A 22,198-nucleotide genomic window follows, 5' to 3' on the forward strand; every position below is an offset into this window, starting at 1 on the left:
CATGGACACGATGATCGAACTGCCGGCCATGCGCCGGTCGGCGGAGCTTGCGCCGAACACGGCCGATGCCGACAACCGCACCGTCGAGGTGGTCTGGTCGGCCGGGGCTCGCGTCCGCCGTGCCACCTTCTTCGGCGAGCCTTATGACGAGGAACTCAGCCTCGACCCGGCCCATGTCCGGCTCGACCGGCTGAACGCGGGCGCGCCGTTCCTGAAGGTGCACGAGCTCGACACGCTCGACGCGGTGATCGGCTCGGTCGTGCCGGGCTCGGCCCGGATCGAGAACGGTCGCGGCATCGCCTTGGTCCGGATCAGCGAGCGTGCCGATGTCGAGCCGATCTGGCGCGACATCCAGGCGGGGCACATCCGCGCCGTCTCCATCGGCTACCAGGTCCACCGGTTTGATATCTCGAAGCCTGATGGCGCCCGCGAGCTCTGGCGCGCGGTGGACTGGACGCCCTTCGAGGTCTCCGCCGTCGCGGTCGGAGCCGACCCAGCAGCGGGCTTCCGCGCCCAGCACCCCCTTCACGACTGCGTCCTCCACCGCCGGGACGCCCCTTCCACCACGAAAGGACCGATCCCGATGACGGACACGACCCAGACCCCGGCGAGCGACGCCGCAACCCCCGCCAACACCCAGCCGACCGCGCCGGTCGAAACCGAGGACACCCCCATGACCGAGCCGAAACCGGCTGCGCCCGACCCGAAGGTCGCGGCCAGCGAGACGCGCAGCCAGAAGACGCAGGTAACTCCCGCGCCCGATACCGAAGTGGTCGCCACCCGCGCCCGCGAGGCCGAGCGCGACCGCGTCTCCACCATTTACGATCTGGCCGGGCGGCTGAACCTCGAGCGCGGCTTCGCCGAGGATCTGGTCAAGCGCGGCGTCAGCATCGACGAGTCCCGCCGACTGATCCTCGACCAGGTCGCCGCGAAATCCGACGAGACCCGGAACTTCCCCCATGTCTCCGTCCCGCTCGGCGGCCGAGACGAGTGCATCACCCGCCGTGACGCGGTGGCGAACGCACTGCTGCACCGCTACAGCCCAACGCTGTTCCAGCTCGAGGACGCCGCGCGCCAGTATCGCGGCATGACGCTGCTGGAGCTCGCCCGCGAAAGCCTCGGCAATGCCGGGGTCAACACGCGCGGCCTGTCGCGTGACGAGGTGGCGACGCGCGCGCTGCACTCGACCTCGGACTTCCCCGAGATCCTGTCGGCCGTCACCAACAAGACGCTGCGGCAGGCCTACGAGGCCTATCCCCGCACCTTCATGCTGTTCTGTCGCCAGGTGCTGGCGACCGACTTCAAGGCGATGCATCGCGTCCAGCTCGGCGAAGCCCCGCAGCTGCTCGAGGTCGGCGAAAGCGGCGAGTTCAAGCGCGGCACGCTGGGCGAGAGCAAGGAGAGCTACAAGGTCAAGACCTATGGCCGGGTGGTCGCCATCACCCGTCAGACGCTGATCAACGACGATCTCGACGCCTTCACCCGCATCCCGGCGATGTACGGCAACTCCATCGCCCAGCTGGAGTCGGACGTGGTCTGGGGCATCATCACCGCCAACCCGGCGATGGCCGACGGCAATGCGCTCTTCCACACCACCCACAAGAACCTGGCAGGCACCGGCGCGGCGCTCGATGTCAGCAGCGTCGGAGCGGCGCGCGCGGCGATGGCCAAGCAGACCGGCCTCGACAAGAAGACGGTGCTGAACGTCCGGCCTGCCTTCCTGATCGTGCCGGCCTCACTGGAACTGAAAGCCGAACAGCTGGTGGCCCAGAACCTCGTGCCCGCCGCGACGTCCAGCGTGGTGCCGCAGTCGATCAGGACGCTGGCGCCGATCAGCGAGCCCCGGCTCGACGCCGCCAGCGAGACCGCCTGGTATCTGGCGGCCAGCCCGAACCAGATCGACACCATCGAGTACGCCTATCTCGAGGGCCAGCAGGGCGCCTATATCGAGACGCGCAACGGCTTCGACGTCGACGGGGTCGAGATCAAGTGCCGCCTCGACTTCGGAGCCAAGGCCATCGACTGGCGCGGCCTCTACAAGAACCCGGGCGCGTAAGGCGCGCTTCCTGAACCCTGACACACGGGCGGTCCTGACGGGCCGCCCTTCGTCTTTCCACGAGGATCCCCATCATGAAAACCTACGTCCAGCCCGGCAACACCATCACCCTGACCGCGCCCTATGCCGTCGCCTCCGGCGATGGCCTGCTCGTCGGCTCCATCTTCGGCATCGCCGCGGGTGCCGCCGCCATTGGCGAGCCCGTCGAGACCGCGCTCGTCGGCGTGTTCGACATCACCAAGGTCGGCTCCCAGGCGTGGACGGTTGGCGCCAAGGTCTATTGGGACGACACCAACAAGCGCACCACGACCGTCGCGACCGACAACACCCTCATCGGCGCGGCCGTCGAGGCGGTGGCGAGCGGCGCCGGCGACACCATCGGCCGGGTGCGCCTGAACGCGACGTTCTGATGTCGGCCTTCGCCGCCGCCATCGGCGCGCTCTTCGCCGATCCGAACATCGGCCGGGACGCGGTCTACATCGCCGACGGCGGTACACCCGTGCTGGTGCGTGCCGTCGCCCGTCGCGCCGACGCGGTCACCGACTTCGGCGACGCGCGGCTCTGGTCCGAAACCACCCGGATCGACCTGCGCGTGGCCGAGGTGGCGAACCCGCGTCCCGGCGACCGCATCGAGATCGACGGCGAGGCCTTCCTCATACAGGGCGAGCCGGTCCGCGACCGCGAGCGGCTGGTCTGGACCGTCGACCTGAGGCCCGCGTGAAACTGAAGCTCGACATCGATCCCGACATCGTCGCGATGATGGCGGCCGAGGTCGCGGCGGGTGAACGGGCCGTCACCGCCGCCATTCGCGAGGCCGGGACTGGGCTGAAGACGGCGTGGCGGTTGCAGATCACCGACGCGGGGCTTGGTACACGGCTCGCCAACTCGATCCGGAGCCAGAACTTCCCGAGGTCGGGCGAGAGCCTTGAGGCTGCGGCGCTGGTCTGGTCGAAGGCGCCAGTAATCGTCGGTGCGCATGACACCGGGCCGCTGATCCGATCGAAGAACGGGTTCTGGCTGGCGATCCCGCTGCCCGCGGCGGGCAAATCCCTGCGCGGCGGCCGGATCACCCCCGGTGAATGGGAGCGGCGACGCGGCCTCCGCCTGCGTTTCGTCTATCGCCGGACGGGCCCCAGCCTGCTGGTCGCCGAGGGGCGGCTGAACACGAAAGGCCAGGCGGTGGTGTCGCGGTCGAAGACCGGGCGCGGAAAGGTCACTGCGCCGATCTTCCTGCTGGTGCCGCAGGTCAAGCTGCCGAAGCGGCTGGATCTGGCGCGGGATGCAGACCGGGCGTTGGACAGCGTGCCGGGGCTGATCGTGGCGAACTGGGTGGGGGGTAGGTTGTGATCGCATCGATGCGCAATCTTGCTCGGCAGCCACGAAACCGACGGCTCGGGTTACCCCGCGCAGCACGACAGCTTCGCGACATCCTTGTCGAAGGTCTGCGCGGCGAGCTTCAGCCCCTCTACCGTGGTCAGATAGGGGAAGATCGTCTCGCCGAGCGCCTTTGTCGTCATGCCGAACTTGAGCGCCATGGCGAGCGTCTGGACACTGTCGGCTCCCTCCGGCGCCATGATCACGCCGCCCAGGAGGCGGTCGGTCGCCCGGTCCGCGACGAGCTTGATCAGGCCGCGCGTGTCGCGGGCGGCGAGCGCGCGGGGCACGTTGTCGAGCGTCAGCACACTGGTCTTGACGTCATGACCCGCGGCGCGCGCCTGCGCCTCGGTCAGCCCGACGCCGGCGACCTGCGGATCGGTGAACACCACCCACGGCATCGCGGCGTTGTCGTAGCGCTCCGCCCCGCCCAGAACGGCGTTGCGGGACGCGAGCTTGGCGCCATAGGCGGCCATGTAGACGATTTGGTCGCGGTCGGTCACATCGCCCGCCGCGAAGATGCCGGCCTTCGTGGTCTGCATGTCGTCGCCCACCCGGATCGCGCCACGCGCGTCGGTCTCGACGCCCATCTCCGCGAGGCCCAGCCCCTCGGTGTTGGCTGCGCGTCCCGTCGTCAGGACGAGGCGGTCGGCCGTCAGATCGCGGTCTGCGCCGTCCACCGTCACCGTCAGGACCGCACGGGCCCCGTCGCGCCGTGCGGCGTCGTAGGTCGCGCCATCGACAACCGCGACGCCCTCGGCGCGCAGCGTCTCCGTCAGCGCCCGGGACACCTCCGGCTCTGTGCGCGGCAGCAGGCGCGAGCGGCAGACAATGGTGACGCGGGTGCCCATCCGCGCCATCATCTGCGCCAGCTCCACGCCGATGTAGCCGCCGCCGAGGAAGATCAGGCTTTCGGGCAACCGGTCCAGCTCCAGCAGCGACGTGCTGTCGAGCGTTGGTGCGTCCTGGATCCCAGGGATGTCGGGCACGGCGGGTCGGCCACCGGTCGCGACGATCACCTTGGGAGCCGTGATCCTGCGCCCGCCGACCTCGACCCCGCCGAGGACGAGACGCGCCGGACCCTCGTCGAGATAGGTCACACCGCCGTAGCCCGGCAGCAGATCGGCGTACTTCTTCTGGCGCAGTGTCGCGACAAGATCGTCCTTGGCCGCAATCAGCGCCGACCAGTCGGCGACCTGCGCCTCGCTGTTCAGGCCCGGGAACCGATGTGCTGTCTGCGCACCGTGCAGGGCTTCCGCGGCCCGGATCATCGTCTTGGAGGGCACACAGCCCACGTTCACGCAGGTCCCGCCGATGGTGCCATGGCCGATCAGCGCGACGCGCTTGCCTCCCTCGGCGGCGGTGATCGCGGCCGAGAACCCGGCCGATCCGGCGCCGATCACGGCAAGGTCGAAATCGCCCTTGGGCGCGCAGCAATCGTCTTTCATCAAGTCATCCATCCGTTCGAGTGGTCTGGCGCCGCTGCCGTCTCCAGACCGCGTACACGGTCAGCGCGACGAAAAAGGCGAGCGCGGGCAGCAGAACGTAGTCGAGCCAACCCAGCCAGGCCGACAGGCCCACGGCACCCAGAAGCACCACCAGCACCGGAGTGAAGCAGCAGAGCGCCGCGATGACGGTGCCGACGATCCCTGTCGCGATCAGCTTGCGGTCGGACTGCTCGGTCATCTCGTCAGCCCGCGACACGCGCCGGGTAGCCTGCATTGGCCGACGCGGTCGCGATGGCGTCGGCGCTCGTCGCGGCGGTGTCGAAGATCACCGTGGCGGTGCGGGCATCGAAGTCGATCTCGACGGCGCGCACGCCCGCGACGCCCTCCATCGCACGCTTCACGGTGACTGGGCAGAGCGCGCAGGTCATGTTGTCCACCGCGAAGGTGACGGTCTGCTCGGCGGCGACGGTCTGCGCGGCAACAGGGATGGCGGTGATCGGCACAACGGCGGTCAGGCCGAACAAGGCGAGTGCAAGGATCTTCTTCATGTGGATGTCCTTTCGGGGTCAGTAGAGAAGCGGGGCCCACCAGTCGATGGTGAGGGCTGCGAGAACGAGGATCAGGGAGGCCCAGAGAGCCGACTTGGTGATGCGCGCCGATGCTGGCCTTGCGCAGTAGGAACCGGGTTCGCAGACGGTTGGCTTGCGGAAATAGACCTGCCAGAAACCCGCCGCGATGAAGCCGAGCGCGATCACGGCGAAGATCGGCTTGTAAGGCTCCAGAGCCGTCAGGTTGCCGATCCAGGCGCCCGAGATGCCGAGAGTCAGAAGCACCAGCGGCCCGATGCAGCAGGCCGAGGCGAGAAAGGCGCCCACCACACCGCCCGCCGCGAGCCAGCCCTTTCGGGCGGGGCGATCCGCGCCCGTGCTGTCCGTTCTGTCGTCTGTCAGCGCCATGTCGCGCACCTCTCGTCTGTGATTGACGATGGGTGTAGGGTCTGTAGCAACTACAGGCTCAAGAGGAAACTTGCCCATGACCGATCACGAGCGCGAGAGCGGCTTCACACGCGGCGACCTGGCCCGGGCGACCGGCTGCAACATCGAGACGATCCGCTATTACGAGAAGACCGGCCTGCTGCCCGACCCGCCCCGCACGGACGCCGGCTACCGGGTCTATTCCGCCGCACACGCCACACGCCTCCGCTTCATCCTGCGCGCCCGCGAACTCGGGTTCTCGATGGAGGACATCCGCGGGCTGATGGGGCTCGGCGACGGCGCCGCGCCGACCTGCGCCGAGGTCAAGGAACGGACGGAGCGGCACCTTGCCGATGTCCGCGCGAGGATCGCGGATCTTCGGCGTATCGAATCCGTCCTCGCTACAACTGCATCCAGGTGTTCGGGCGCCGAAGTCCCCGATTGTCCGGTGCTCGACGCGATTTCCAACTCGGCCGACCCATGACACCTCGCGAAACCATCCTCGTCGCGCTGCACGCGCGGCTCTCGGCGCTGCCCGCCACCGCTCTGCGCGGGGACGTGCTGCCCGAGCGCATGCCGGTCGAGGGCCTGATGATCCTGCGCGATGGCGAACCAGGTGCGCCCGAAGTCACGCTGTCGCCGCTGCGCTATCACTACCAGCACCGAGCCGAGATCGAGGCGGTCGTTCAGGGTGCCGATCGCGACGCCGCCTTTGACACGCTGACCGCCAGCATCGGCGCAGCGCTCGCCGCCGACCGGACGCTGGGCGGGTTCTGCGACTGGGTCGAGGCCGAAGCCCCGCGCCCGGTCGATCTGCCGGTCGAGGGCGCGGCGAGTCTGAAGGCCGCCGTTATCCCGGTCGTGCTGCACTATTCCACGGCCGACCCGCTGGCCTGACCCAACCGACCACAGGAGACGAACATGGCACGAGCCCAAGGGGCGCGAGCGCTGATGGCGCTTGCGTTCGAGACGACCTATGGAACGCCGCCCGTCAGCGGCTTCACCCGCATGCCCTTCGCCAGCACGTCGCTCGGCGCGGAGCAGCCGCTGCTGAATTCGGAGCTTCTCGGCTACGGCCGCGATCCGCTAGCGCCGATCAAGGACGCCGTGACGGCCGACGGCGACGTCGTCGTGCCGCTGGACGCCGAGGCGTTCGGCTTCTGGCTGAAGGCAGCCTTCGGCGCGCCCACGACCACGGGCGCGGAGGCCCCGTACAGCCACGAATTTCAGTCGGGGTCCTGGACGTTGCCCTCGATGTCGATCGAGACCGGCATGCCCGAGGTGCCCCGCTATGCGATGTACTCGGGCTGCGTGCTCGACCAGATCACCTGGCAGATGCAGCGCTCGGGCCTGCTCACCGCGACCGCGCGGCTGGTGGCGCAGGGCGAGACGGTCGGCACCACGACCAGTGCCGGAACGCCCGCCGCACTGGAGTTGAAGCGCTTCGGCCATTTCAACGGGGCGATCACCCGGAACGGCACCGCCCTCGGCAATGTGGTCTCGGCCGAGATCACCTACGCCAACAACCTCGACCGGATCGAGACCATCCGCTCGGACGGCCGCATCGATGGCGCGGATCCATCCATTGCCGCGCTGACGGGCCGGATCGAGGTGCGCTTCGCCGACCAGACGCTGGTGACGCAGGCGATCAACGGCGAGGCCTGCGAGATGGAATTCGCCTACGTCCTGCCTTCAGGCGAAAGCTTCTCCTTCACCGTGCACGCCGTCTACCTGCCGCGTCCACGGATCGAGATTTCCGGGCCGCAGGGCGTCCAGGCGACATTCGACTGGCAGGCCGCGCGCGACAGCGTCGTCGGCCGGATGTGCACCGCCACCCTCGTGAATGACGTGGAGACGTATTGATGCTGACGCTCGACCTGACCAACGCGCCGCGCTGGCATGACCTCGCCCCCGGCGTCCGGGTGCAACTGCGCCCGCTGACGACCGCCCTGATGGTCGCGACGCGCAGCGACCCCGCCGTCGAGGCGGTGCCCGAGGAGGCTTCCGACGAGGAGCGCGCCGTCGCCTTCGCCAAGGCGCTGGCGCGACGGGCTGTGCTCGGCTGGGAGGGCATCGGCGATGCCGACGGCAACCCGATCGATCCCACCCCCGAGGCCATCGACGCGCTGCTCGACGTCTGGCCGATCTTCGAGGCCTTCCAATTGACCTACGTGTCCAAAGGCCTGCTGCTGGAACAGGAAAAAAACGCCTCCGCGCTCTCGCCGAGTGGTCCTTCGGCGGGGGCGAGTGCTACTGCGAAGCCTGCGCGCAAGCGTGCGAAGACTGCCCGACGCGCCTGAACCGGCCGCTTACCCATGAGGGCTGGCAGGTCTGGGATCTCGTCGGCCGCCTCGGCGGTCAGTTGCGCGTGCTGCCCGGCGCGGTGGTCGGCTGGGACCTGTCCGCGGCCCTCGCTCTGGGAAATGCGCTCGGCGTCCCGCCCGCTGCTGCGGGTGAACTCTTGCCCGTCATCGAAGCGGTGATGGTGGCCAAGCTCAACGAAAAGATGGATCATTCCCATGGCTGAGAAGAGGGTCAGCGTCCGCCTCGCGGCCGTGGGCGGACGGCAGGTGCGCGCCGAACTCGAAGGCGTGGGCGAGGCCGGGTCGCGCGGCTTCGGACGGCTGAGCCGGGAGATGGAAGCCGCGAACGCCCGGCTCGCGGCCTTCTCGCGGCGGGTGCGGGTCGCGGCTGCCGCTGCCGTGGCCGCCGCAGCCGCTGCTGGCGTGGCGATGATCCGGTCCAGCCTGCAGACGGTCGATGCGCAGGCGAAGCTGGCGCAGTCGCTCGGCACCACCGTCGCCTCGATCCAGACGCTGGAGCGCGCGGGCGATCTGGCGGGCGTCTCCATGTCCGGCATCGAGCAGGCCACCAAGGATCTGACGCGCCGTCTCAGTCAGGCGGCCGCCGGGACCGGCCCTGCTGCCGACGCGCTCGACCGGCTGGGGCTTTCAGCAAATGAGCTGATCGCCTTGCCGCTGGACCAGCGCGTGGGCGCGATCAACGCGGCGATCGAGAGCTTCGTGCCTGCCGCCGAGCGCGCGGCGGTCGCGGGCCAGCTCTTCGGCGAGGAAGGCTCCATCGCGATGAGCCGGATCGACACCGCGACGCTGCGCCAGGCGACAGAGGACGTCCTCGCCTTCGGGGTTGTCGTCTCCGAGCAGGACGCCGACCAGATCGAGCGGACGAACGACGCCATCTCGCGGCTCGGGTTGGTCTGGCGCGGGCTCTCGAACCAGTTGGCGGTCGCAGCGGCACCTGCGCTGGAAGCCGTCGCCGATGCCATGGCGGCGGTGGCCAGCCGCACCGGGCCGCTCGGCATCGCGATCCGCGGTCTCTTGGACAACATCGGCCGCCTGACCACCTATGCCGCCACCTTCGCGGCGTTCCTCGCGGGACGTTGGGTCGCCGGCATGGCGGCTGCGGCGCTCTCGGTCCGGGGCCTCGCCACGGCGCTCGTTGTCCTGCGCGGGGCGCTGATCCGCACCGGCATCGGCGCGCTGATCGTCGGCGCGGGCGAGCTCGTCTACCAGTTCACCCGGCTCGTCTCCGGCGCCGGCGGTTTCGGAGAAGCGATGTCGCTCCTGAAGGACCTCGCGGTCGAGGTCTGGGAACGCATCAGTATGGGCGCGGCGGCGGCGGGCGCGGCCGCCACGGCGATGTTCTTCGACCTGAAGGCGGATGCCGCATCGGGCATGCAGAGCGCCATCGAGAGCGTGGTGGGCTTCGGCAACACGGCCGCGAACACCTTCGAAGGCGCCTACGAGGCGATCAAGGCGATCTGGGGCCTGCTGCCCGCCGCCATCGGCGATCTCGCGTTCCAGGCGGCCAACAGCCTGGTCGATGGCGTCGAGGCGATGCTGAACGGGGTGGTCTCGCGGATCAACGGCTTTATCGGCGGCATCAACCAGGGGCTCGAAGCGCTCGGGTCGGAGCGGCGCATATCGCTGGTTCCGGACCTCGACCTCGGCGAGATCGAGAACCGCTTCGAGGGAGCGGCGACTGCCGCAACCACGGCAGCTCAGGCGGCCTTCGATCGGGCCTTCGAGGACAATCCGCTCTCCGCGCCCGATCTCGGTCTGACCGAGGCGGCGAACAGGGCGCTCGAGTCCGCCAACCTTTACCGCGGCGCGGCGCGCGACCTGGCGGAGGGGGCCCGTGCGCCCCTCGAAAGCTGGCAGGCGCTGCGCGATGCCGTACGCGGCACCGACGAGGACGGCGCCGACGCACTGGCCGAGACCACCGCTGCGGCGGAGCGCCTGGAGACGTCCCTCGGCGACGCCGGGCGCGCCGCAACAGATGCAGGTGTGGCGGCCGGAGCTGCTGCTGCGGTAGCGGAGCCCGCGACCGACGCGGCCGTCACCGGCTGGCGGGCGGTCACCGCCGCGCTCTCCGACTACGCCAGCAAGGCCCGCGAGATCGGTGGCGACATCGGCCAGAGCCTCGTCGGCGCCTTCCAGTCGGCCGAGAACGCGGTGGGCCAGTTCGTGAAGACCGGCAAGCTCGACTTCCGCGATCTGGTGACGTCGCTGCTGGCCGATCTCGCCCAACTGGCGGCGCGGCGGTTCATCCTCGGGCCGATCGCCAATGCGCTCTCCGGCGTCTTCTCCGGGGCGGGCGGCATCTTCGCCAACGTCCTGCATGCGGGCGGGATGGTCGGATCGGCTGGACCCTCGCGGATGGTCCCGGCCATGGCCTTCGCCGCCGCGCCGCGGATGCATGGTGGCGGCATGGCCGGGCTTCGTCACGACGAGGTGCCCGCGATCCTGCAGCGCGGGGAACGCGTGCTGTCGCGGCGGGAGGCACAGAGCTACGGCGCGGGCGGCGGGGTCAACGTGACCATCATGGCCCGCGACGCCGAGAGCTTCCGGCAATCGCGAACGCAGGTCGCCGCGGATCTCGCCCGCGCCGTGTCGCTCGGTCGGAGGGGCATGTGATGGCGTTTCACGAGGTCCGGTTTCCCGACAACATCAGCCGAGGTGCGCGGGGCGGACCGGAGCGGCGCACGCAGATCGTCGAGCTCGCCTCGGGCGACGAGGAGCGCAACGCCAGCTGGGCCAATTCGCGCCGCCGCTACGATGTCGCCTATGGCATCCGCCGCGCCGACGATCTGGCCGCCGTCGTCGCCTTCTTCGAGGCGCGCAATGGCCGCCTGCATGGCTTCCGGTTCAAGGACTGGGGTGACCACAAGTCCTGCCTGCCTTCGGGCACGCCGTCGCCCACCGATCAGTCTATCGGCACGGGCGACGGCGCGACGACCGCCTTCCAGCTGGTCAAGCGCTACGCCTCGGGTGCGCAATCCTGGACGCGCGCCGTCGCGAAGCCGGTGACCGGAACCGCGCGCATCGCGCTCGGCGGGGTCGAGCAGCCTTCCGGCTGGTCGGTCGACACCGCCACCGGCGTCGTCACCTTCAGCACCGCGCCGGGCGCTGGCGCCGCCATCACCGCGGGCTTCGAGTTCGACGTGCCGGTCCGTTTCGACACCGACGCGCTCGACGTGACGCTCGACCTCGAGCGGCTCGGCTCGATCACCTCCATCCCGCTTCTGGAACTGCGCCGATGAAGTCCCTCGACCCCGACCTGCAGGCCCATCTCGACGAGGGAACGACGACGCTCGCCTGGTGCTGGCGGATCGTGCGCGCCGACGGCACGAGTTTCGGCTTCACCGACCACGATCGGACGCTCAGCTTCGAGGGGACGGATTTCGAGCCCGAGAGCGGGCTGACGGCCTCCGAGGTCCGTTCCGGCTCGGACCTCTCGGTCGATGCGCAGGACGCCGAGGGCGTGCTGACCTCGGACCGGATTACCGAGACCGACATCCTCGACGGCCGCTGGGATAACGCCGAGGTCGAAGTCTGGCGGGTGAACTGGGCCGACACGAACCAGCGCGTGCTGATGCGGCGCGGGGCCATCGGCCAGATCCGGCGCGGGCGGCTGGCCTTCGTCGCCGAAGTCCGCTCGCTCGCGCATGTGCTTGGCCAGACGATCGGGCGGACGTTCCAGGCGACCTGCGATGCCGCGCTCGGCGATGCGCGCTGCGGCGTCGATCTGGAGAACCCGGCGTTCAAGGGCACGAGCGTCGTGATCGACCTTCTACGCGACCGCGCCTTCACCGCTTCGGGCCTCGGCGGCTTCGCCTCCGGCTGGTTCACCTTCGGGACCATCGAATGGACCAGTGGCTCCAACGCGGGGCGTCGGGCCGAGGTTCTCGGCCATGATGTGACGGACGGCATCGCCGTGCTGACCCTTCTCGAGGCGCCGGTGCGCGAGATCTCCGAGGGCAATGCCTTCACCATCCGTGCGGGCTGCGATAAGCGGATCGAGACCTGCGGCGCCAGGTTCGCCAACACGGCCAACTTCCGGGGGTTCCCGCACATCCCCGGCCAGGATGCCGTGCTGCGCTACGCCACCAAGGATGGCGGCCACGAGGGAGGCGTGCTGTGACGCAACCTCTCGCATCGGCCGACCCCGCGCGTGTCGTCGCCGTCGCACGCTCCTGGCTCGGCACGCCGTACCACGACCAGGCCAGCCTGCGCGGCGTCGGTTGCGATTGCCTCGGGCTCGCGCGGGGGGTCTGGCGCGACGTGGTGGGGCCGGAGCCGTTCCCGATTCTGCCTTACAGCCGCGACTGGGGCGAGACCGGCCCGCGCGAGGTTCTGGCCGAAGGCGCGCGGCGCATGATGATCGAGGTGTCGCCTGCCGAGGCCGGTCCCGGCGCGCTGGTCCTCTTCTGCATGAGGCCCCGCGCCATCGCCAAGCATGTCGGGATCCTCACCGGTCCTGCCACCTTCCTCCACGCCTATGAGCGGCTCGGCGTGATCGAGGAACCGCTCACCAATGCCTGGCGGCGGCGCATCGCCTTCGCCTTCCTCTTCCCGCAACGCTGAGACCCCGACATGGCAACGCTTGTTCTCGGTGCAGCCGGCGCCGCCATCGGCGGTTCGATCGGCGGGGCGATCCTCGGCGTGAGCGCCGCGACCATCGGCGGCTTCATCGGCTCGAGCATCGGCTCGGTCGTCGACAGCTGGATCATCTCGTCGCTGGCGCCGACCCAGCGCATCGAGGGCGCGCGGCTCGACACGCTGCGCATCACCTCGGCCACCGAGGGCGCGGTGATCCCGCGGCTCTATGGCCGGATGCGGATGGGCGGCAACATCATCTGGGCGACCGATTTCCGCGAGGAGACGAAGACCACGACGCAGGGCGGCGGCAAGGGCGGCGGGGGCGGCAAGGTCAAGACCACCGAGTATCTGTACTACGCCAGCTTCGCGGTGGCCTTGTGTGAAGGCCCGATCACCGGCATTGGCCGGATCTGGGCCGACGGCAAGCCGATGGACCTCTCCGGCGTCACCTGGCGCTGGTATCCCGGCGACGAGGCGCAGACGGCGGACCCGTTCATTGCGGGGAAGATGGGCGCAGCCAACACGCCCGCCTATCGCGGCACCGCCTATGTCGTCTTCGAGGAACTGGCGCTTTCGACCTACGGCAACCGCCTGCCGCAGCTGTCCTTCGAAGTCTTCCGGCCGCTCGCCGATCCCGACACCGCCGAGGGGCTGACCCGCGCCGTCACCATGATCCCGGCCTCGGGCGAGTTCACATATGCCACGCAGGCCATCCGCAAGACCGATGGCGGCGCGACGATGCCCGAGAACCTGAACGCGCTGGCCGACTCCACCGACATGGTGGAGGCGCTCGACCGGCTGCAAGCGATGGCGCCTGCGGTCGAGAGCGTCAGCCTCGTCGTGGCCTGGTTCGGCGACGACCTGCGCGCGGGCTCCTGCAAGGTGCGGCCGGGCGTCGAGGTCTCGGCCAAGTCGACCACGCCCGCCAGTTGGTCGGTGAACGGCGTGAGCCGTGCCAACGCCTTCCTGGTCAGCCGCGACGACCAGGACCGCCCGGTCTATGGCGGCACGCCGTCCGACTTCGCCGTGGTGCAGGCGATCCAGGAGATGAAGGCGCGCGGGCTGCGCGTGACATTCTACCCATTCATCCTGATGGACGTGCCGCCCGGCAACACCCTGCCGAACCCCTATTCCGACAACGCCGCCGAGACCGGCCAGCCCGCTTTCCCCTGGCGGGGCCGGATCACCTGTTCTCCAGCGGCAGGCTACGCGGGATCGGTCGACAAGACTGCCACGGCCGCAAGCCAGGTCGCGGCGCTGTTTGGCGCGGCGACACCTGCGAGCTTCAGCGTGGCGGGTCAATCGGTTTCGTGGACAGGCACGCCCGGCGACTGGGGCCTGCGCCGCATGGTGCTGCACTATGCCCATCTCTGCGCGGCGGCGGGCGGGGTCGATGCCTTCCTGATCGGCACCGAGATGCCGGGGCTGACGACGGTCCGCTCGGGCGCGGCCACCTATCCGGCGGTGCAGGGCTATCGGGACCTCCTTGCCGATGTGCGGTCCATTCTCGGGGCCGGGACGAAGATCGGCTACGCCGCCGACTGGTCGGAATACTTCGGGCACCAGCCGGGCGACGGCTCGGGCGACGTGTTCTTCCACCTCGATCCGCTCTGGGCGGACCCGGAGATCGATTTCGTCGGCATCGACAATTACATGCCGCTGTCGGACTGGCGCGACGGGTTCGAGCACGCGGATGCGCAGGCGGGCTGGCCTGCGATCTACGACCGGGCCTATCTGCAGGGGAACATTGCGGGCGGGGAAGGCTTCGACTGGTTCTATGCCAGTGCGGCTGATCGGGTGGCACAGGTGCGCACCCCGATCAGCGATGGCGCGGCGGGCAAGCCATGGGTTTTCCGCTACAAGGATCTTCGCGCCTGGTGGTCGAACGCGCATTACGACCGCCCGGGCGGGGTGGAGAGCGGCACGCTGACGGCGTGGGCGCCGGAGTCGAAGCCGATCTGGTTCACCGAGCTCGGCTGTCCCGCCATCGACCGGGGCACGAACCAGCCGAACGTCTTCTTCGACCCGAAGTCGTCCGAGAGCTTCACGCCGCATTTCTCGCGGGGCTGGCGCGACGACGCGATCCAGCGCGCCTATCTCGAGGCGACGTACCTCTGGTGGGGCGTCCCGGCGAACAACCCGGTGTCATCGGTCTACGGCGGCCGGATGGTGCATGTGCCGGAATGCGCCGCCTGGACCTGGGACGCGCGGCCGTACCCGTTCTTTCCGGCGCTGACCGATGTCTGGACGGACGGGGCGAACTGGCGGCTGGGGCACTGGCTGACCGGACGGCTTGGCGCGGTGTCGCTGGCGGCGCTCGTGCGGCACCTCTGCCTGCGCGCCGGGCTGCCCGAGTCCCGGATCGACGTCACCGGCCTCTGGGGCGCGGTCGAAGGCTACGCCATCACGGCGCTGGAAAGCCCACGCGCCTCGATCACAACGCTGTCGCGGCATTTCGGCTTCGACGCCGTCGAGACAGAGGGGGGGATCCGCTTTGTCATGCGCGGCCGGGCCTCCGTCGCCACCCTCGCGCCCGACGATCTGGTGGCCACCCGCGAGGGCGATGTGCTGGAACTGACGCGCGGCCAGGAGACCGAACTGCCGCAGGCCCTGAAATGGCAGGTCGCCCGCGCCGACGAGGATTACGACGCGGCCCTCGTCGAGGCCCGGCGCATCACCGTGGACACGACCCGGATCGCGTCCGAGTCCTTTCCAATGGCGGTGCCGCCCGAGGAGGCCGAGAGGCGCTGCCGCCGCGCGCTGATGGAGGCGTGGGTGGGCCGCGAGACGGCGGCGTTCCGTTTGCCACCCTCGCGCCTCGCGTTCGATCCGGCCGATGCGATCCGGCTCGCGCATGACGGGCGTCTGGTCGATCTGCGGCTCGTCTCCATCGCCGACGCGGCAGCGCGCGGCATCGAGGCGGTGCGGCAGGACCGTGCGACTTACGATCTGCCGCCCGGCGATCCCCGCGCGGCGTCGCTGACGCGGGCCGTGGTGTTCGGCGCGCCGGACGCGGTGCTGATGGACCTGCCGCAGCTGACCGAGGACCAGCCCGCGCATCGACCGTTTGTCGCGGCGCACGCTCTTCCCTGGCCGGGCGAGATGGCGGTGTTCCGCAGCCCCTCGACGGACGGGTTCGAGTTGCTGACCACGTTCGGCAGCCGCGCCCGGATCGGAGCGCTGGTCTCGGACTTCTATCCGGGCCCCACCTCACGCTTCGACCACGGCAATGCGCTTGTGGTCGATCTGCTCACCGGCACGCTGGAGAGCGTCACCGACCTGACGCTGTTGGGCGGCGCCAATGCGCTGGCTATCGAGAGCGCGCCCGGCACCTGGGAGATCGTGCAGGCGGGCGCGGCCGAGCTGCTGGCGCCGGGTCGATACCGGCTGACCCGGCTCCTGCGCGGCCAGCGCGGCACCGAGGGCGCGATGGGCAATCCGGCGCCCGCTGGCGCTCTTGTCGTGGTGCTGGACGCGTCGCTGGCGTCCCTGCCGATTGCCGAGGCCGATCTCGGATTGCCGTGGAACTGGCGCATCGGTCCGGCGAGCCGCCCCGTCAGCGACGAGACCTATGTGGCGCAATCCTTCACGCCCGCGGGCGTCGGGCTGCGGCCGTTCTCCGGCGCCCATGTCGAGCAGCCGTGGCGCAGGCCGCGCACGCCCGGCGATCTGACGATCCGCTGGACGCGCCGGTCCCGAGCTCTCGCGGCCGACAGCTGGGGCGGGCTAGAAGTGCCGCTCGGAGAAGAGCTCGAAGCCTACGAGGTCGAGATCCTTGATGGCGCGACCGTTAAGCGGGTGCTGAGCACCGCCACCACCAGCGCGGTCTACACCGCCGCAGACCAGACCGCCGATTGGGGCGCGCCGCTCGGCCCCGGTGACACGCTCGACAGCCGCATCTACCAGCTCTCCGCCCTCGTCGGGCGGGGCGCGCCCAAGACCCTCACGCTGATACTCTGAAGGCCATCCCATGTCCGACGCCACGACCCATCTCCTGCTGCCCTACATCCTGGCGGCGCAGGCCCAGAAGCACGTCACCCACAACGAGGCGCTGCGGCTGCTCGACGGGCTCGTGCAGCTCTCCGTGCTCGACCGCGATCTGACAGCGCCGCCCGGCAGTCCCGCCGATGGCGATCGCTACATCGTCGCCTCGGGCGCGACGGGCGAATGGTCCGGATGGGACCTGAACGTCGCGCTCTGGACCGATGGCGCCTGGCTGCGACTTCCCCCGCGGATCGGCTGGCGCGCATGGGTCGAGGACGAGGGCCTGCTGCTGGTCTACGATGGCGCGGGCTGGCTCGGGACCACACCGGCGGCGCTGCAGAACATGGCGCTCCTCGGGGTTGGCACCACGGCGGATGCATCGAACCCGTTCTCGGCCAAGCTCAACGCCGCGCTCTGGACGGCGAGGACCGTGGCCGAGGGCGGCACCGGCGACCTGTTCTACACCATGAACAAGGAGGCGGCCGGCGACGATCTCGGTTTGACCCTCCAGACCGGCTTCGTGACCAAGGCGCTGGTGGGGCTGTTCGGGTCGGACCGCTTCCGGCTCGCGGTCTCCGCCGACGGCAGCACCTTCTTCGACGGGCTGAGCGTCGACAACGCCACCGGCATTGTCGATCAGCCCCGGCTGCCGCGGTTCAAGGCTTACACGAACTACGACAACTACGTCGGCGTCGGCACCTGGACCAAGATCGGCCTTAACAACACCGACTACAACGATCAGGGCGCGTTCGACGCCGTGAACAACCACTTCGTCGCCCCCGTGGACGGCACCTACCTCTTCGGCGCGACTCTGCTGTACAAGATCAACGCCAGCGCCACCGCCCGCATGCGCGGGCGGCTCGTCCTGAACGGCACGACCGAAATCCGCGGCTCCCTCGGCGAAATCTCCGCCACTCATGTCTCGCTCGCTACCGCGATCTGGCTTCAGACCATGGTGCCGCTGACGGCAGGCGATACCGTCGAGCTGCAGGGGTATTTCCGGGTCGCGGACGGCTACTTCGCCGCCGACCACACGTCCTTCTGGGGCTGCAAGGTCGGCTGAGCGGCGGAAGGAGGATCCGATGAACCCACCCCGATCCGAGGGCTTCGTGCGCATGCCCGACGCCGAGTTCGAGGCGATCTTGACCCGGGCGGCGGAGGAAGGCGCCAAGCGTGCGCTGGCCGATGTCGGCCTCGACGGCGACGAGGCCGCGCTCGACATCCGCGATCTGCGCTCCCTGGTCGACTGCATCCGGCTGGTCCGCCGCACCGCGATGCAGACCGCCGTCCGCATGATCACCACCGGCGTCATGCTGGCGCTGCTCGCGGGTATAGCGATCAAGCTGAAGATCTTCGGCGGCGGCCCGTAGCCGCTCAACACCCCCGTTCACCAGCCCAACCGCACCCGCCCTCGAGGCGGTTTTTTTTCGTTTCGGAGGACCCTCATGACCACGACCTTCCACCGCCATTGGCGTGATGTGCCGGAGAGCGCCTGGCGCTGGCCGAATTTCTCGCCCGCCGAGATTGCATGCCGGGGCACCGGCAAGCTGCTCGTGAACGAAACCGCGCTCGACAAGCTGCAGGCGCTGCGCGACCGGCTGGGCAAGCCGCTGATCGTCCGCTCCGCCTACCGCAGCCCAGAGCACAACCGTGCCGTGGGGGGCGCGGGCCGGTCGAAGCATCTCGACGGCGCCGCCTTCGACATCGCCATGGCGAACCACGATCCGGTGGCCTTCGAGGCTGCGGCGCGCGAGGTCGGATTCCTCGGCTTCGGCTTCTACCCGCGATCGGGGTTCATCCATGTCGATCTCGGGCCCGCGCGGCAGTGGGGCGAGCGGTTCCCGGTCCGGGCGACGGCATTTGCAGCCGAGACGCCGCCCGCGCGCGAGGTGCTGGCTGACAGCCGCACCATGAAGGGCGGCGGGGCAGCCGGTGTGGCGACGCTGGGCGCGGCGGGCGTCGAGGTGGCGCAGCAGGTGCTGGCCGAGACCCAGACCGCGATCTTGCCGCTTGTGCCGTATCTCGACACGTTGCGTTGGGTATTCATCGCCGTGGCGCTTGGCGGCATCGCGGTCACGATCTACGCGCGTCTCGATGACTGGCGCCGAGGGCAGCGGTGATGGCCCCGCTCCTGATCGGGTTCGCCGCCAGCCCATGGATGCGGGCCGCTTTGCGCTACGGCGCCATCATCCTCGCCCTGCTCCTGTTCCTGCTTTCGCTTCGGCGGTCCGGCGAGCGAGCGGGACGCCTCGCTGAACGCCTTCAGACCACGGAGAAAGCCAATGATGTCCAACGCCAGATGCTCGAGGCGACGGCTCGTCGTCCTAGGTCTCGCGACGAGCTTGCTGAGCGGCTGCGCAACGGTCGGTTCTGAGCCCGGCATCGCGACCGTCTGCCCGCCCGTGGTAGAGTACAGCCGCGAGTTCCAGGCGCGCGCAGCCGAGGAGCTCGCGCGGCTGCCGCACGGGTCGGCCATCGCCGAGATGCTGAGCGACTACGCCGTGATCCGGGATCAGGTCCGTATGTGTTCTCGCCCCTGATCAAGAGCCGAATTGGAGCCTCAAGGTCAGGCAGCAGCGTAGCTGGTAAAGACCTCGTTCGATCCGTCGCGCCGGATCAGAAACACGTCGTAGGCCTCGCGCTGGCTTTCCGGTCCCATCCCGGGCGAGCCGTAGGGCATGCCTGGCACTGCGAGGCCGACCGCGTCGGGGCGTTCCAGCAGGAGACGGCGAATGTCGGCAACAGGGACGTGACCCTCGATAATGTAACCATCCACACGACCCGTATGGCAGGAGACCATCTCCTGCGGGATGCCGTTGTCCAGCTTGTAGCGCATCAGAAGCGTCCCGGCGCTCGCCTCGGTCGTGACGGCGAAGCCGTCGTTCTCGAGGATCTCGATCCAGGCCGAGCAGCAGCCGCAGTTGGGGTCCTTCATCACGTGGATCGCCGGACCGGCGCCTTGCGCCAGAGCCCTCAAGGGCGACGCAGCCGCCAGCGCAGCTGTACCGATCAGGAGCTTGCGGCGGGAAAACATGTCTTGGGTCATCTGATGTTCCTTTCGAGGTTGGATGTGTGGGCTGGCAGATCAGAGGTCGACCCGCCTGAGCCGCAGGGCGTTGGTGATCACCGAGACCGACGACAGGCTCATCGCCGCCGCCGCGATCATCGGCGAGAGCAGAAGTCCGGTGACAGGGTAAAGCAGCCCGGCGGCGATGGGGACGCCAAGCGCGTTGTAGGCGAAGGCGAAGAACAGGTTCTGCTTGATGTTCCGCAGGGTGGCGCGGGCGAGCTTGCGCGCCCGCACGATGCCCATCAGGTCGCCGCCCAGCAGGGTGATGCCTGCGCTTTCCATCGCAACATCGGCCCCGGTGCCCATGGCGATGCCGACATCGGCGGCGGCGAGCGCGGGGGCGTCGTTCACCCCGTCGCCCGCCATGGCGATCTTGTGGCCGTCGCGGCGCAACTGGTCGATCAGGTCCTTCTTGGCCTCGGGCAGGATGCCTGCGCGCACCTCGTCGATGCCGAGCTTGCCCGCCACCGCCTGCGCCGTGCGTTCGTTGTCGCCCGTCGCCATGATCACCCTTAGCCCTTGGGCATGAAGTTCCCGAATGGCCTGCGCGGTACTCTCCTTGATCGGGTCGGCGACCGCCACGATGCCGACGAGCGCGCCGTCAAGCGCGACGAACATCGCCGTCTTGCCCTCGGCGCGCAGGGTGTCGGCCTTTGACTCGGCCTGCGCGGTGTCGAGCCCCATCTCCCGCATCATCGCCGCGTTGCCTAGCGCCACCGCGCGCCCACCGACCCGGCCCTGTACGCCCTTGCCAGTGACGGCGTCGAAGTCCGTGGCCTCCTGACGCGGCGCACCCTGCGCCTCGGCTCCCTCGACAATCGCCTCAGCCAGCGGGTGTTCCGAGCCACGCTCCAGCGCTGCGGCCAGCGACAACAGGTCGGTCTCGGTGACGTCCCCGAGCGCAACCGTATCGGTCAGCTTCGGCTTGCCCATGGTCAGCGTGCCGGTCTTGTCGACGATGAGCGTATCGACTCCTGCCATTCGCTCCAGCGCCTCGGCGTCCTTGATCAGCACGCCCGCCTGTGCGCCGCGCCCCGCCGCCGTGGTGATGGAGATCGGTGTCGCCAGCCCCAGCGCGCAGGGGCAGGCGATGATGAGGACCGACACGGCCGAGGCGATTGCGAAGACCAGCGCGGGCTCCGGGCCGAAGATCAGCCAGACCACGAAGGCGACGATGGCGATGACCACCACCGTCGGCACGAATATCGCCGACACCCGGTCGGCCAGCCCCTGGATCGGCGCGCGGGACCGCCGCGCGTTCGACACCATCGCCACGATCTGCGCCAGCACGGTATCGGACCCGACCTTGCCTGCCTCCATGACCAGAGAGCCGTTCTTGTTGATCGTGGCGCCCGTCACCTCATCCCCCGGCCCCTTTTCCACCGGCATTGACTCGCCGGTCAGCATGCTTTCGTCCAGCGACGAGCGGCCCTCGATCACCGTGCCGTCGACCGGAATGGCGTCGCCGGGACGGACCCGCAGCCGGTCGCCCTCCATGATGTTCTCCAGCGGCGCATCGTATTCAGTGCCGTCCGGCAGGATGCGCCGCGCGGTCTTCGGCGCCAGATCCAGAAGCGCGCGGATCGCATCCCCGGTGCGTTCTCGCGCTCGGAGTTCCAGCACCTGGCCCACGAAGACCAACGCGACGATCACCACCGCCGCCTCGAAATAGGTGCCGACGCCGTGGCCCATCCGGTACTGTTCCGGAAACACCCCCGGCAGGAACGTCGCGACGAGCGAGTAAAGGTAGGCCGCCGCCACGCCGATGCTGATCAGCGTCCACATGTTTGGGCTGCGGTTCACAATGGAGTCCCAGCCGCGCCGGAAGAAAGGCAAGGCGGCCCAGAGGATGATCGGCGTTGCCAGCACGAACTCGAGATAACTTGCGGTCTGATGCCCGATCCAGTCGCGCACTGGCAGCGCGACCAGTTCACCCATCGTCAGGATGATGAGCGGCACCGCCGCCGCCGCCGAAATCCACATCCGACGCGTGAAGTCGGTCAGCTCCTCGCTGGGCTCATCCGACGGCACCATCGGTTCCAGCGCCATGCCGCAGATCGGGCAGGACCCCGGCGCATCGCGGACGATCTCGGGATGCATCGGACAGGTGTACTGGACGTTGGCCGGAGCAGCCTTCTTCTGTCCGGCGGCCCGGCCCGAGGCGTAGAACCACGGATCCGCCTTGAACTTCGACTGGCATTTCTCCGAACAGAAATGAAAGGTCTCTCCCTGGAACTCGGCGTGACGCCCGTCCGGCTTGACCGCGACCGTCATCCCGCAGACCGGGTCCTTTGCGGTATTCGCCCCCGCCGGAATGTCGGGCGCCGCGTGATGGTGATCGTGCTCCATAGTCTGCCAGCCTTTCGATCTCTTGTTTCAGCTTGCCGCTT

At 69.3% G+C, this 22,198-nt stretch carries 24 protein-coding genes; 18 read left to right on the forward strand and 6 right to left on the reverse strand.

All coding sequences use genetic code 11. The features are described from left to right. Position 1: 1 nt before the first annotated feature. The 4 genes from EAT49_RS20525 (at position 2) to EAT49_RS20540 (ending at position 3,403) form a co-directional block, all read left to right on the forward strand. The gene (locus tag EAT49_RS20525; RefSeq protein ID WP_062563542.1) at positions 2–2,056 is read left to right on the forward strand and encodes a prohead protease/major capsid protein fusion protein; all 2,055 of its coding nucleotides are present in this window, start codon (positions 2–4) and stop codon (positions 2,054–2,056) included. Positions 2,057–2,130: 74 nt separating this feature from the next. After that, a complete protein-coding gene (locus EAT49_RS20530; protein WP_062563543.1) occupies positions 2,131–2,466 on the forward strand; it encodes a DUF2190 family protein in 336 nt (111 codons plus the stop codon). Further along, positions 2,466–2,777 carry a head-tail joining protein gene (locus EAT49_RS20535; RefSeq protein WP_123644171.1) on the forward strand — a complete coding sequence of 104 codons (312 nt, stop codon included), beginning with the start codon at positions 2,466–2,468 and terminating at the stop codon, positions 2,775–2,777. The genes EAT49_RS20530 and EAT49_RS20535 overlap by 1 nt, the downstream gene beginning before the upstream one ends. Next, positions 2,774–3,403 (forward strand): DUF6441 family protein, encoded by a 630-nt coding sequence (locus EAT49_RS20540; protein ID WP_123644172.1) that lies wholly within the window; start codon positions 2,774–2,776, stop codon positions 3,401–3,403. Before EAT49_RS20535 ends, EAT49_RS20540 begins: the two co-directional genes overlap by 4 nt. A gap of 50 nt (positions 3,404–3,453) precedes the next feature. Here EAT49_RS20540 and merA read toward each other — a convergent pair whose 3' ends face one another. The 4 genes from merA to EAT49_RS20560 are packed head-to-tail and all read right to left on the reverse strand — an operon-like array spanning position 3,454 to position 5,834. Next, entirely contained in the window at positions 3,454–4,878 is a 1,425-nt protein-coding gene (gene merA / locus EAT49_RS20545; RefSeq protein ID WP_246003932.1) for a mercury(II) reductase, read from the reverse strand. Positions 4,879–4,882: 4 nt separating this feature from the next. After that, positions 4,883–5,116, reverse strand: coding sequence for a mercury resistance system transport protein MerF (gene merF, locus EAT49_RS20550; protein ID WP_123644184.1), 234 nt, complete (start codon positions 5,114–5,116; stop codon positions 4,883–4,885). 4 nt (positions 5,117–5,120) lie between these two features. Further along, complete coding sequence (locus EAT49_RS20555) at positions 5,121–5,426, reverse strand: heavy-metal-associated domain-containing protein (protein ID WP_062563548.1); 306 nt, start codon at positions 5,424–5,426, stop codon at positions 5,121–5,123. Between the two features lie 18 nt (positions 5,427–5,444). Further along, a complete protein-coding gene (locus tag EAT49_RS20560; protein ID WP_062563549.1) occupies positions 5,445–5,834 on the reverse strand; it encodes a mercuric transporter MerT family protein in 390 nt (129 codons plus the stop codon). Positions 5,835–5,910: 76 nt separating this feature from the next. Here EAT49_RS20560 and EAT49_RS20565 point away from each other — a divergent pair, with 76 nt between their 5' ends. From EAT49_RS20565 to EAT49_RS20625, 14 genes are all read left to right on the forward strand, one after another. After that, positions 5,911–6,336, forward strand: coding sequence for a MerR family transcriptional regulator (locus EAT49_RS20565; RefSeq protein ID WP_062563550.1), 426 nt, complete (start codon positions 5,911–5,913; stop codon positions 6,334–6,336). After that, complete coding sequence (locus tag EAT49_RS20570; RefSeq protein ID WP_083548833.1) at positions 6,333–6,749, forward strand: acyl-CoA transferase; 417 nt, start codon at positions 6,333–6,335, stop codon at positions 6,747–6,749. The genes EAT49_RS20565 and EAT49_RS20570 overlap by 4 nt, the downstream gene beginning before the upstream one ends. A 24-nt stretch (positions 6,750–6,773) precedes the next feature. Continuing rightward, a complete protein-coding gene (locus tag EAT49_RS20575) occupies positions 6,774–7,715 on the forward strand; it encodes a phage tail tube protein (RefSeq protein WP_083548834.1) in 942 nt (313 codons plus the stop codon). After that, the gene (locus EAT49_RS20580; protein ID WP_083548835.1) at positions 7,715–8,152 is read left to right on the forward strand and encodes a hypothetical protein; all 438 of its coding nucleotides are present in this window, start codon (positions 7,715–7,717) and stop codon (positions 8,150–8,152) included. Before EAT49_RS20575 ends, EAT49_RS20580 begins: the two co-directional genes overlap by 1 nt. A 68-nt stretch (positions 8,153–8,220) precedes the next feature. After that, a complete protein-coding gene (locus EAT49_RS21370; RefSeq protein ID WP_419181863.1) occupies positions 8,221–8,379 on the forward strand; it encodes a DUF7697 family protein in 159 nt (52 codons plus the stop codon). After that, positions 8,372–10,789 (forward strand): phage tail tape measure C-terminal domain-containing protein, encoded by a 2,418-nt coding sequence (locus tag EAT49_RS20585; protein WP_123644174.1) that lies wholly within the window; start codon positions 8,372–8,374, stop codon positions 10,787–10,789. Before EAT49_RS21370 ends, EAT49_RS20585 begins: the two co-directional genes overlap by 8 nt. Beyond that, positions 10,789–11,415 (forward strand): DUF2460 domain-containing protein, encoded by a 627-nt coding sequence (locus EAT49_RS20590; RefSeq protein WP_083548837.1) that lies wholly within the window; start codon positions 10,789–10,791, stop codon positions 11,413–11,415. The genes EAT49_RS20585 and EAT49_RS20590 overlap by 1 nt, the downstream gene beginning before the upstream one ends. Further along, positions 11,412–12,296, forward strand: a complete 885-nt coding sequence (locus EAT49_RS20595) for a DUF2163 domain-containing protein (protein WP_093359545.1) — start codon at positions 11,412–11,414, stop codon at positions 12,294–12,296. The genes EAT49_RS20590 and EAT49_RS20595 overlap by 4 nt, the downstream gene beginning before the upstream one ends. Further along, a complete protein-coding gene (locus tag EAT49_RS20600) occupies positions 12,293–12,739 on the forward strand; it encodes an NlpC/P60 family protein (protein ID WP_093359544.1) in 447 nt (148 codons plus the stop codon). Before EAT49_RS20595 ends, EAT49_RS20600 begins: the two co-directional genes overlap by 4 nt. A gap of 9 nt (positions 12,740–12,748) precedes the next feature. Then, positions 12,749–16,714, forward strand: a complete 3,966-nt coding sequence (locus EAT49_RS20605) for a baseplate multidomain protein megatron (RefSeq protein WP_123644175.1) — start codon at positions 12,749–12,751, stop codon at positions 16,712–16,714. 10 nt (positions 16,715–16,724) lie between these two features. Next, positions 16,725–17,801, forward strand: coding sequence for a DUF2793 domain-containing protein (locus EAT49_RS20610; RefSeq protein ID WP_093359542.1), 1,077 nt, complete (start codon positions 16,725–16,727; stop codon positions 17,799–17,801). A gap of 19 nt (positions 17,802–17,820) precedes the next feature. Beyond that, on the forward strand, positions 17,821–18,108 hold the full coding sequence (locus EAT49_RS20615) for a DUF6127 family protein (RefSeq protein WP_075784372.1): 288 nt from the start codon (positions 17,821–17,823) through the stop codon (positions 18,106–18,108). A 75-nt stretch (positions 18,109–18,183) separates the two neighbouring features. Next, complete coding sequence (locus EAT49_RS20620) at positions 18,184–18,858, forward strand: YcbK family protein (protein ID WP_062563563.1); 675 nt, start codon at positions 18,184–18,186, stop codon at positions 18,856–18,858. Then, a complete protein-coding gene (locus EAT49_RS20625; RefSeq protein ID WP_203561091.1) occupies positions 18,858–19,112 on the forward strand; it encodes a hypothetical protein in 255 nt (84 codons plus the stop codon). The genes EAT49_RS20620 and EAT49_RS20625 overlap by 1 nt, the downstream gene beginning before the upstream one ends. A gap of 192 nt (positions 19,113–19,304) precedes the next feature. Here EAT49_RS20625 and EAT49_RS20635 read toward each other — a convergent pair whose 3' ends face one another. Both EAT49_RS20635 and EAT49_RS20640 read right to left on the reverse strand, forming a co-directional pair. Next, entirely contained in the window at positions 19,305–19,784 is a 480-nt protein-coding gene (locus EAT49_RS20635; RefSeq protein WP_045685040.1) for a DUF411 domain-containing protein, read from the reverse strand. A 39-nt stretch (positions 19,785–19,823) separates the two neighbouring features. After that, positions 19,824–22,157, reverse strand: coding sequence for a heavy metal translocating P-type ATPase (locus EAT49_RS20640; RefSeq protein WP_062563565.1), 2,334 nt, complete (start codon positions 22,155–22,157; stop codon positions 19,824–19,826). Positions 22,158–22,198: the final 41 nt, after the last annotated feature.

Source organism: Histidinibacterium lentulum, from assembly GCF_003789055.1.
In the GTDB taxonomy this organism is placed as follows: Bacteria; Pseudomonadota; Alphaproteobacteria; order Rhodobacterales; family Rhodobacteraceae; genus Oceanicola; species Oceanicola lentulus.

Excerpts from the sequence above, each read along its gene's own strand:
- EAT49_RS20570 (WP_083548833.1), top strand. The coding sequence starts at position 6,333 with ATGACACCTCGCGAAACCATCCTCGTCGCGCTGCACGCGCGGCTCTCG.
- EAT49_RS20565 (WP_062563550.1), top strand. The coding sequence starts at position 5,911 with ATGACCGATCACGAGCGCGAGAGCGGCTTCACACGCGGCGACCTGGCC.
- EAT49_RS20575 (WP_083548834.1), top strand. The coding sequence starts at position 6,774 with ATGGCACGAGCCCAAGGGGCGCGAGCGCTGATGGCGCTTGCGTTCGAG.
- EAT49_RS20605 (WP_123644175.1), top strand. The coding sequence starts at position 12,749 with ATGGCAACGCTTGTTCTCGGTGCAGCCGGCGCCGCCATCGGCGGTTCG.
- EAT49_RS20580 (WP_083548835.1), top strand. The coding sequence starts at position 7,715 with ATGCTGACGCTCGACCTGACCAACGCGCCGCGCTGGCATGACCTCGCC.
- EAT49_RS20555 (WP_062563548.1), bottom strand. The coding sequence starts at position 5,426 with ATGAAGAAGATCCTTGCACTCGCCTTGTTCGGCCTGACCGCCGTTGTG.
- merF (WP_123644184.1), bottom strand. The coding sequence starts at position 5,116 with ATGACCGAGCAGTCCGACCGCAAGCTGATCGCGACAGGGATCGTCGGC.
- EAT49_RS20595 (WP_093359545.1), top strand. The coding sequence starts at position 11,412 with ATGAAGTCCCTCGACCCCGACCTGCAGGCCCATCTCGACGAGGGAACG.
- EAT49_RS20635 (WP_045685040.1), bottom strand. The coding sequence starts at position 19,784 with ATGACCCAAGACATGTTTTCCCGCCGCAAGCTCCTGATCGGTACAGCT.
- merA (WP_246003932.1), bottom strand. The coding sequence starts at position 4,878 with ATGAAAGACGATTGCTGCGCGCCCAAGGGCGATTTCGACCTTGCCGTG.
- EAT49_RS20610 (WP_093359542.1), top strand. The coding sequence starts at position 16,725 with ATGTCCGACGCCACGACCCATCTCCTGCTGCCCTACATCCTGGCGGCG.
- EAT49_RS20590 (WP_083548837.1), top strand. The coding sequence starts at position 10,789 with ATGGCGTTTCACGAGGTCCGGTTTCCCGACAACATCAGCCGAGGTGCG.
- EAT49_RS20525 (WP_062563542.1), top strand. The coding sequence starts at position 2 with ATGGACACGATGATCGAACTGCCGGCCATGCGCCGGTCGGCGGAGCTT.
- EAT49_RS20640 (WP_062563565.1), bottom strand. The coding sequence starts at position 22,157 with ATGGAGCACGATCACCATCACGCGGCGCCCGACATTCCGGCGGGGGCG.
- EAT49_RS20560 (WP_062563549.1), bottom strand. The coding sequence starts at position 5,834 with ATGGCGCTGACAGACGACAGAACGGACAGCACGGGCGCGGATCGCCCC.
- EAT49_RS20615 (WP_075784372.1), top strand. The coding sequence starts at position 17,821 with ATGAACCCACCCCGATCCGAGGGCTTCGTGCGCATGCCCGACGCCGAG.
- EAT49_RS20620 (WP_062563563.1), top strand. The coding sequence starts at position 18,184 with ATGACCACGACCTTCCACCGCCATTGGCGTGATGTGCCGGAGAGCGCC.
- EAT49_RS20625 (WP_203561091.1), top strand. The coding sequence starts at position 18,858 with ATGGCCCCGCTCCTGATCGGGTTCGCCGCCAGCCCATGGATGCGGGCC.
- EAT49_RS20530 (WP_062563543.1), top strand. The coding sequence starts at position 2,131 with ATGAAAACCTACGTCCAGCCCGGCAACACCATCACCCTGACCGCGCCC.
- EAT49_RS20535 (WP_123644171.1), top strand. The coding sequence starts at position 2,466 with ATGTCGGCCTTCGCCGCCGCCATCGGCGCGCTCTTCGCCGATCCGAAC.
- EAT49_RS20585 (WP_123644174.1), top strand. The coding sequence starts at position 8,372 with ATGGCTGAGAAGAGGGTCAGCGTCCGCCTCGCGGCCGTGGGCGGACGG.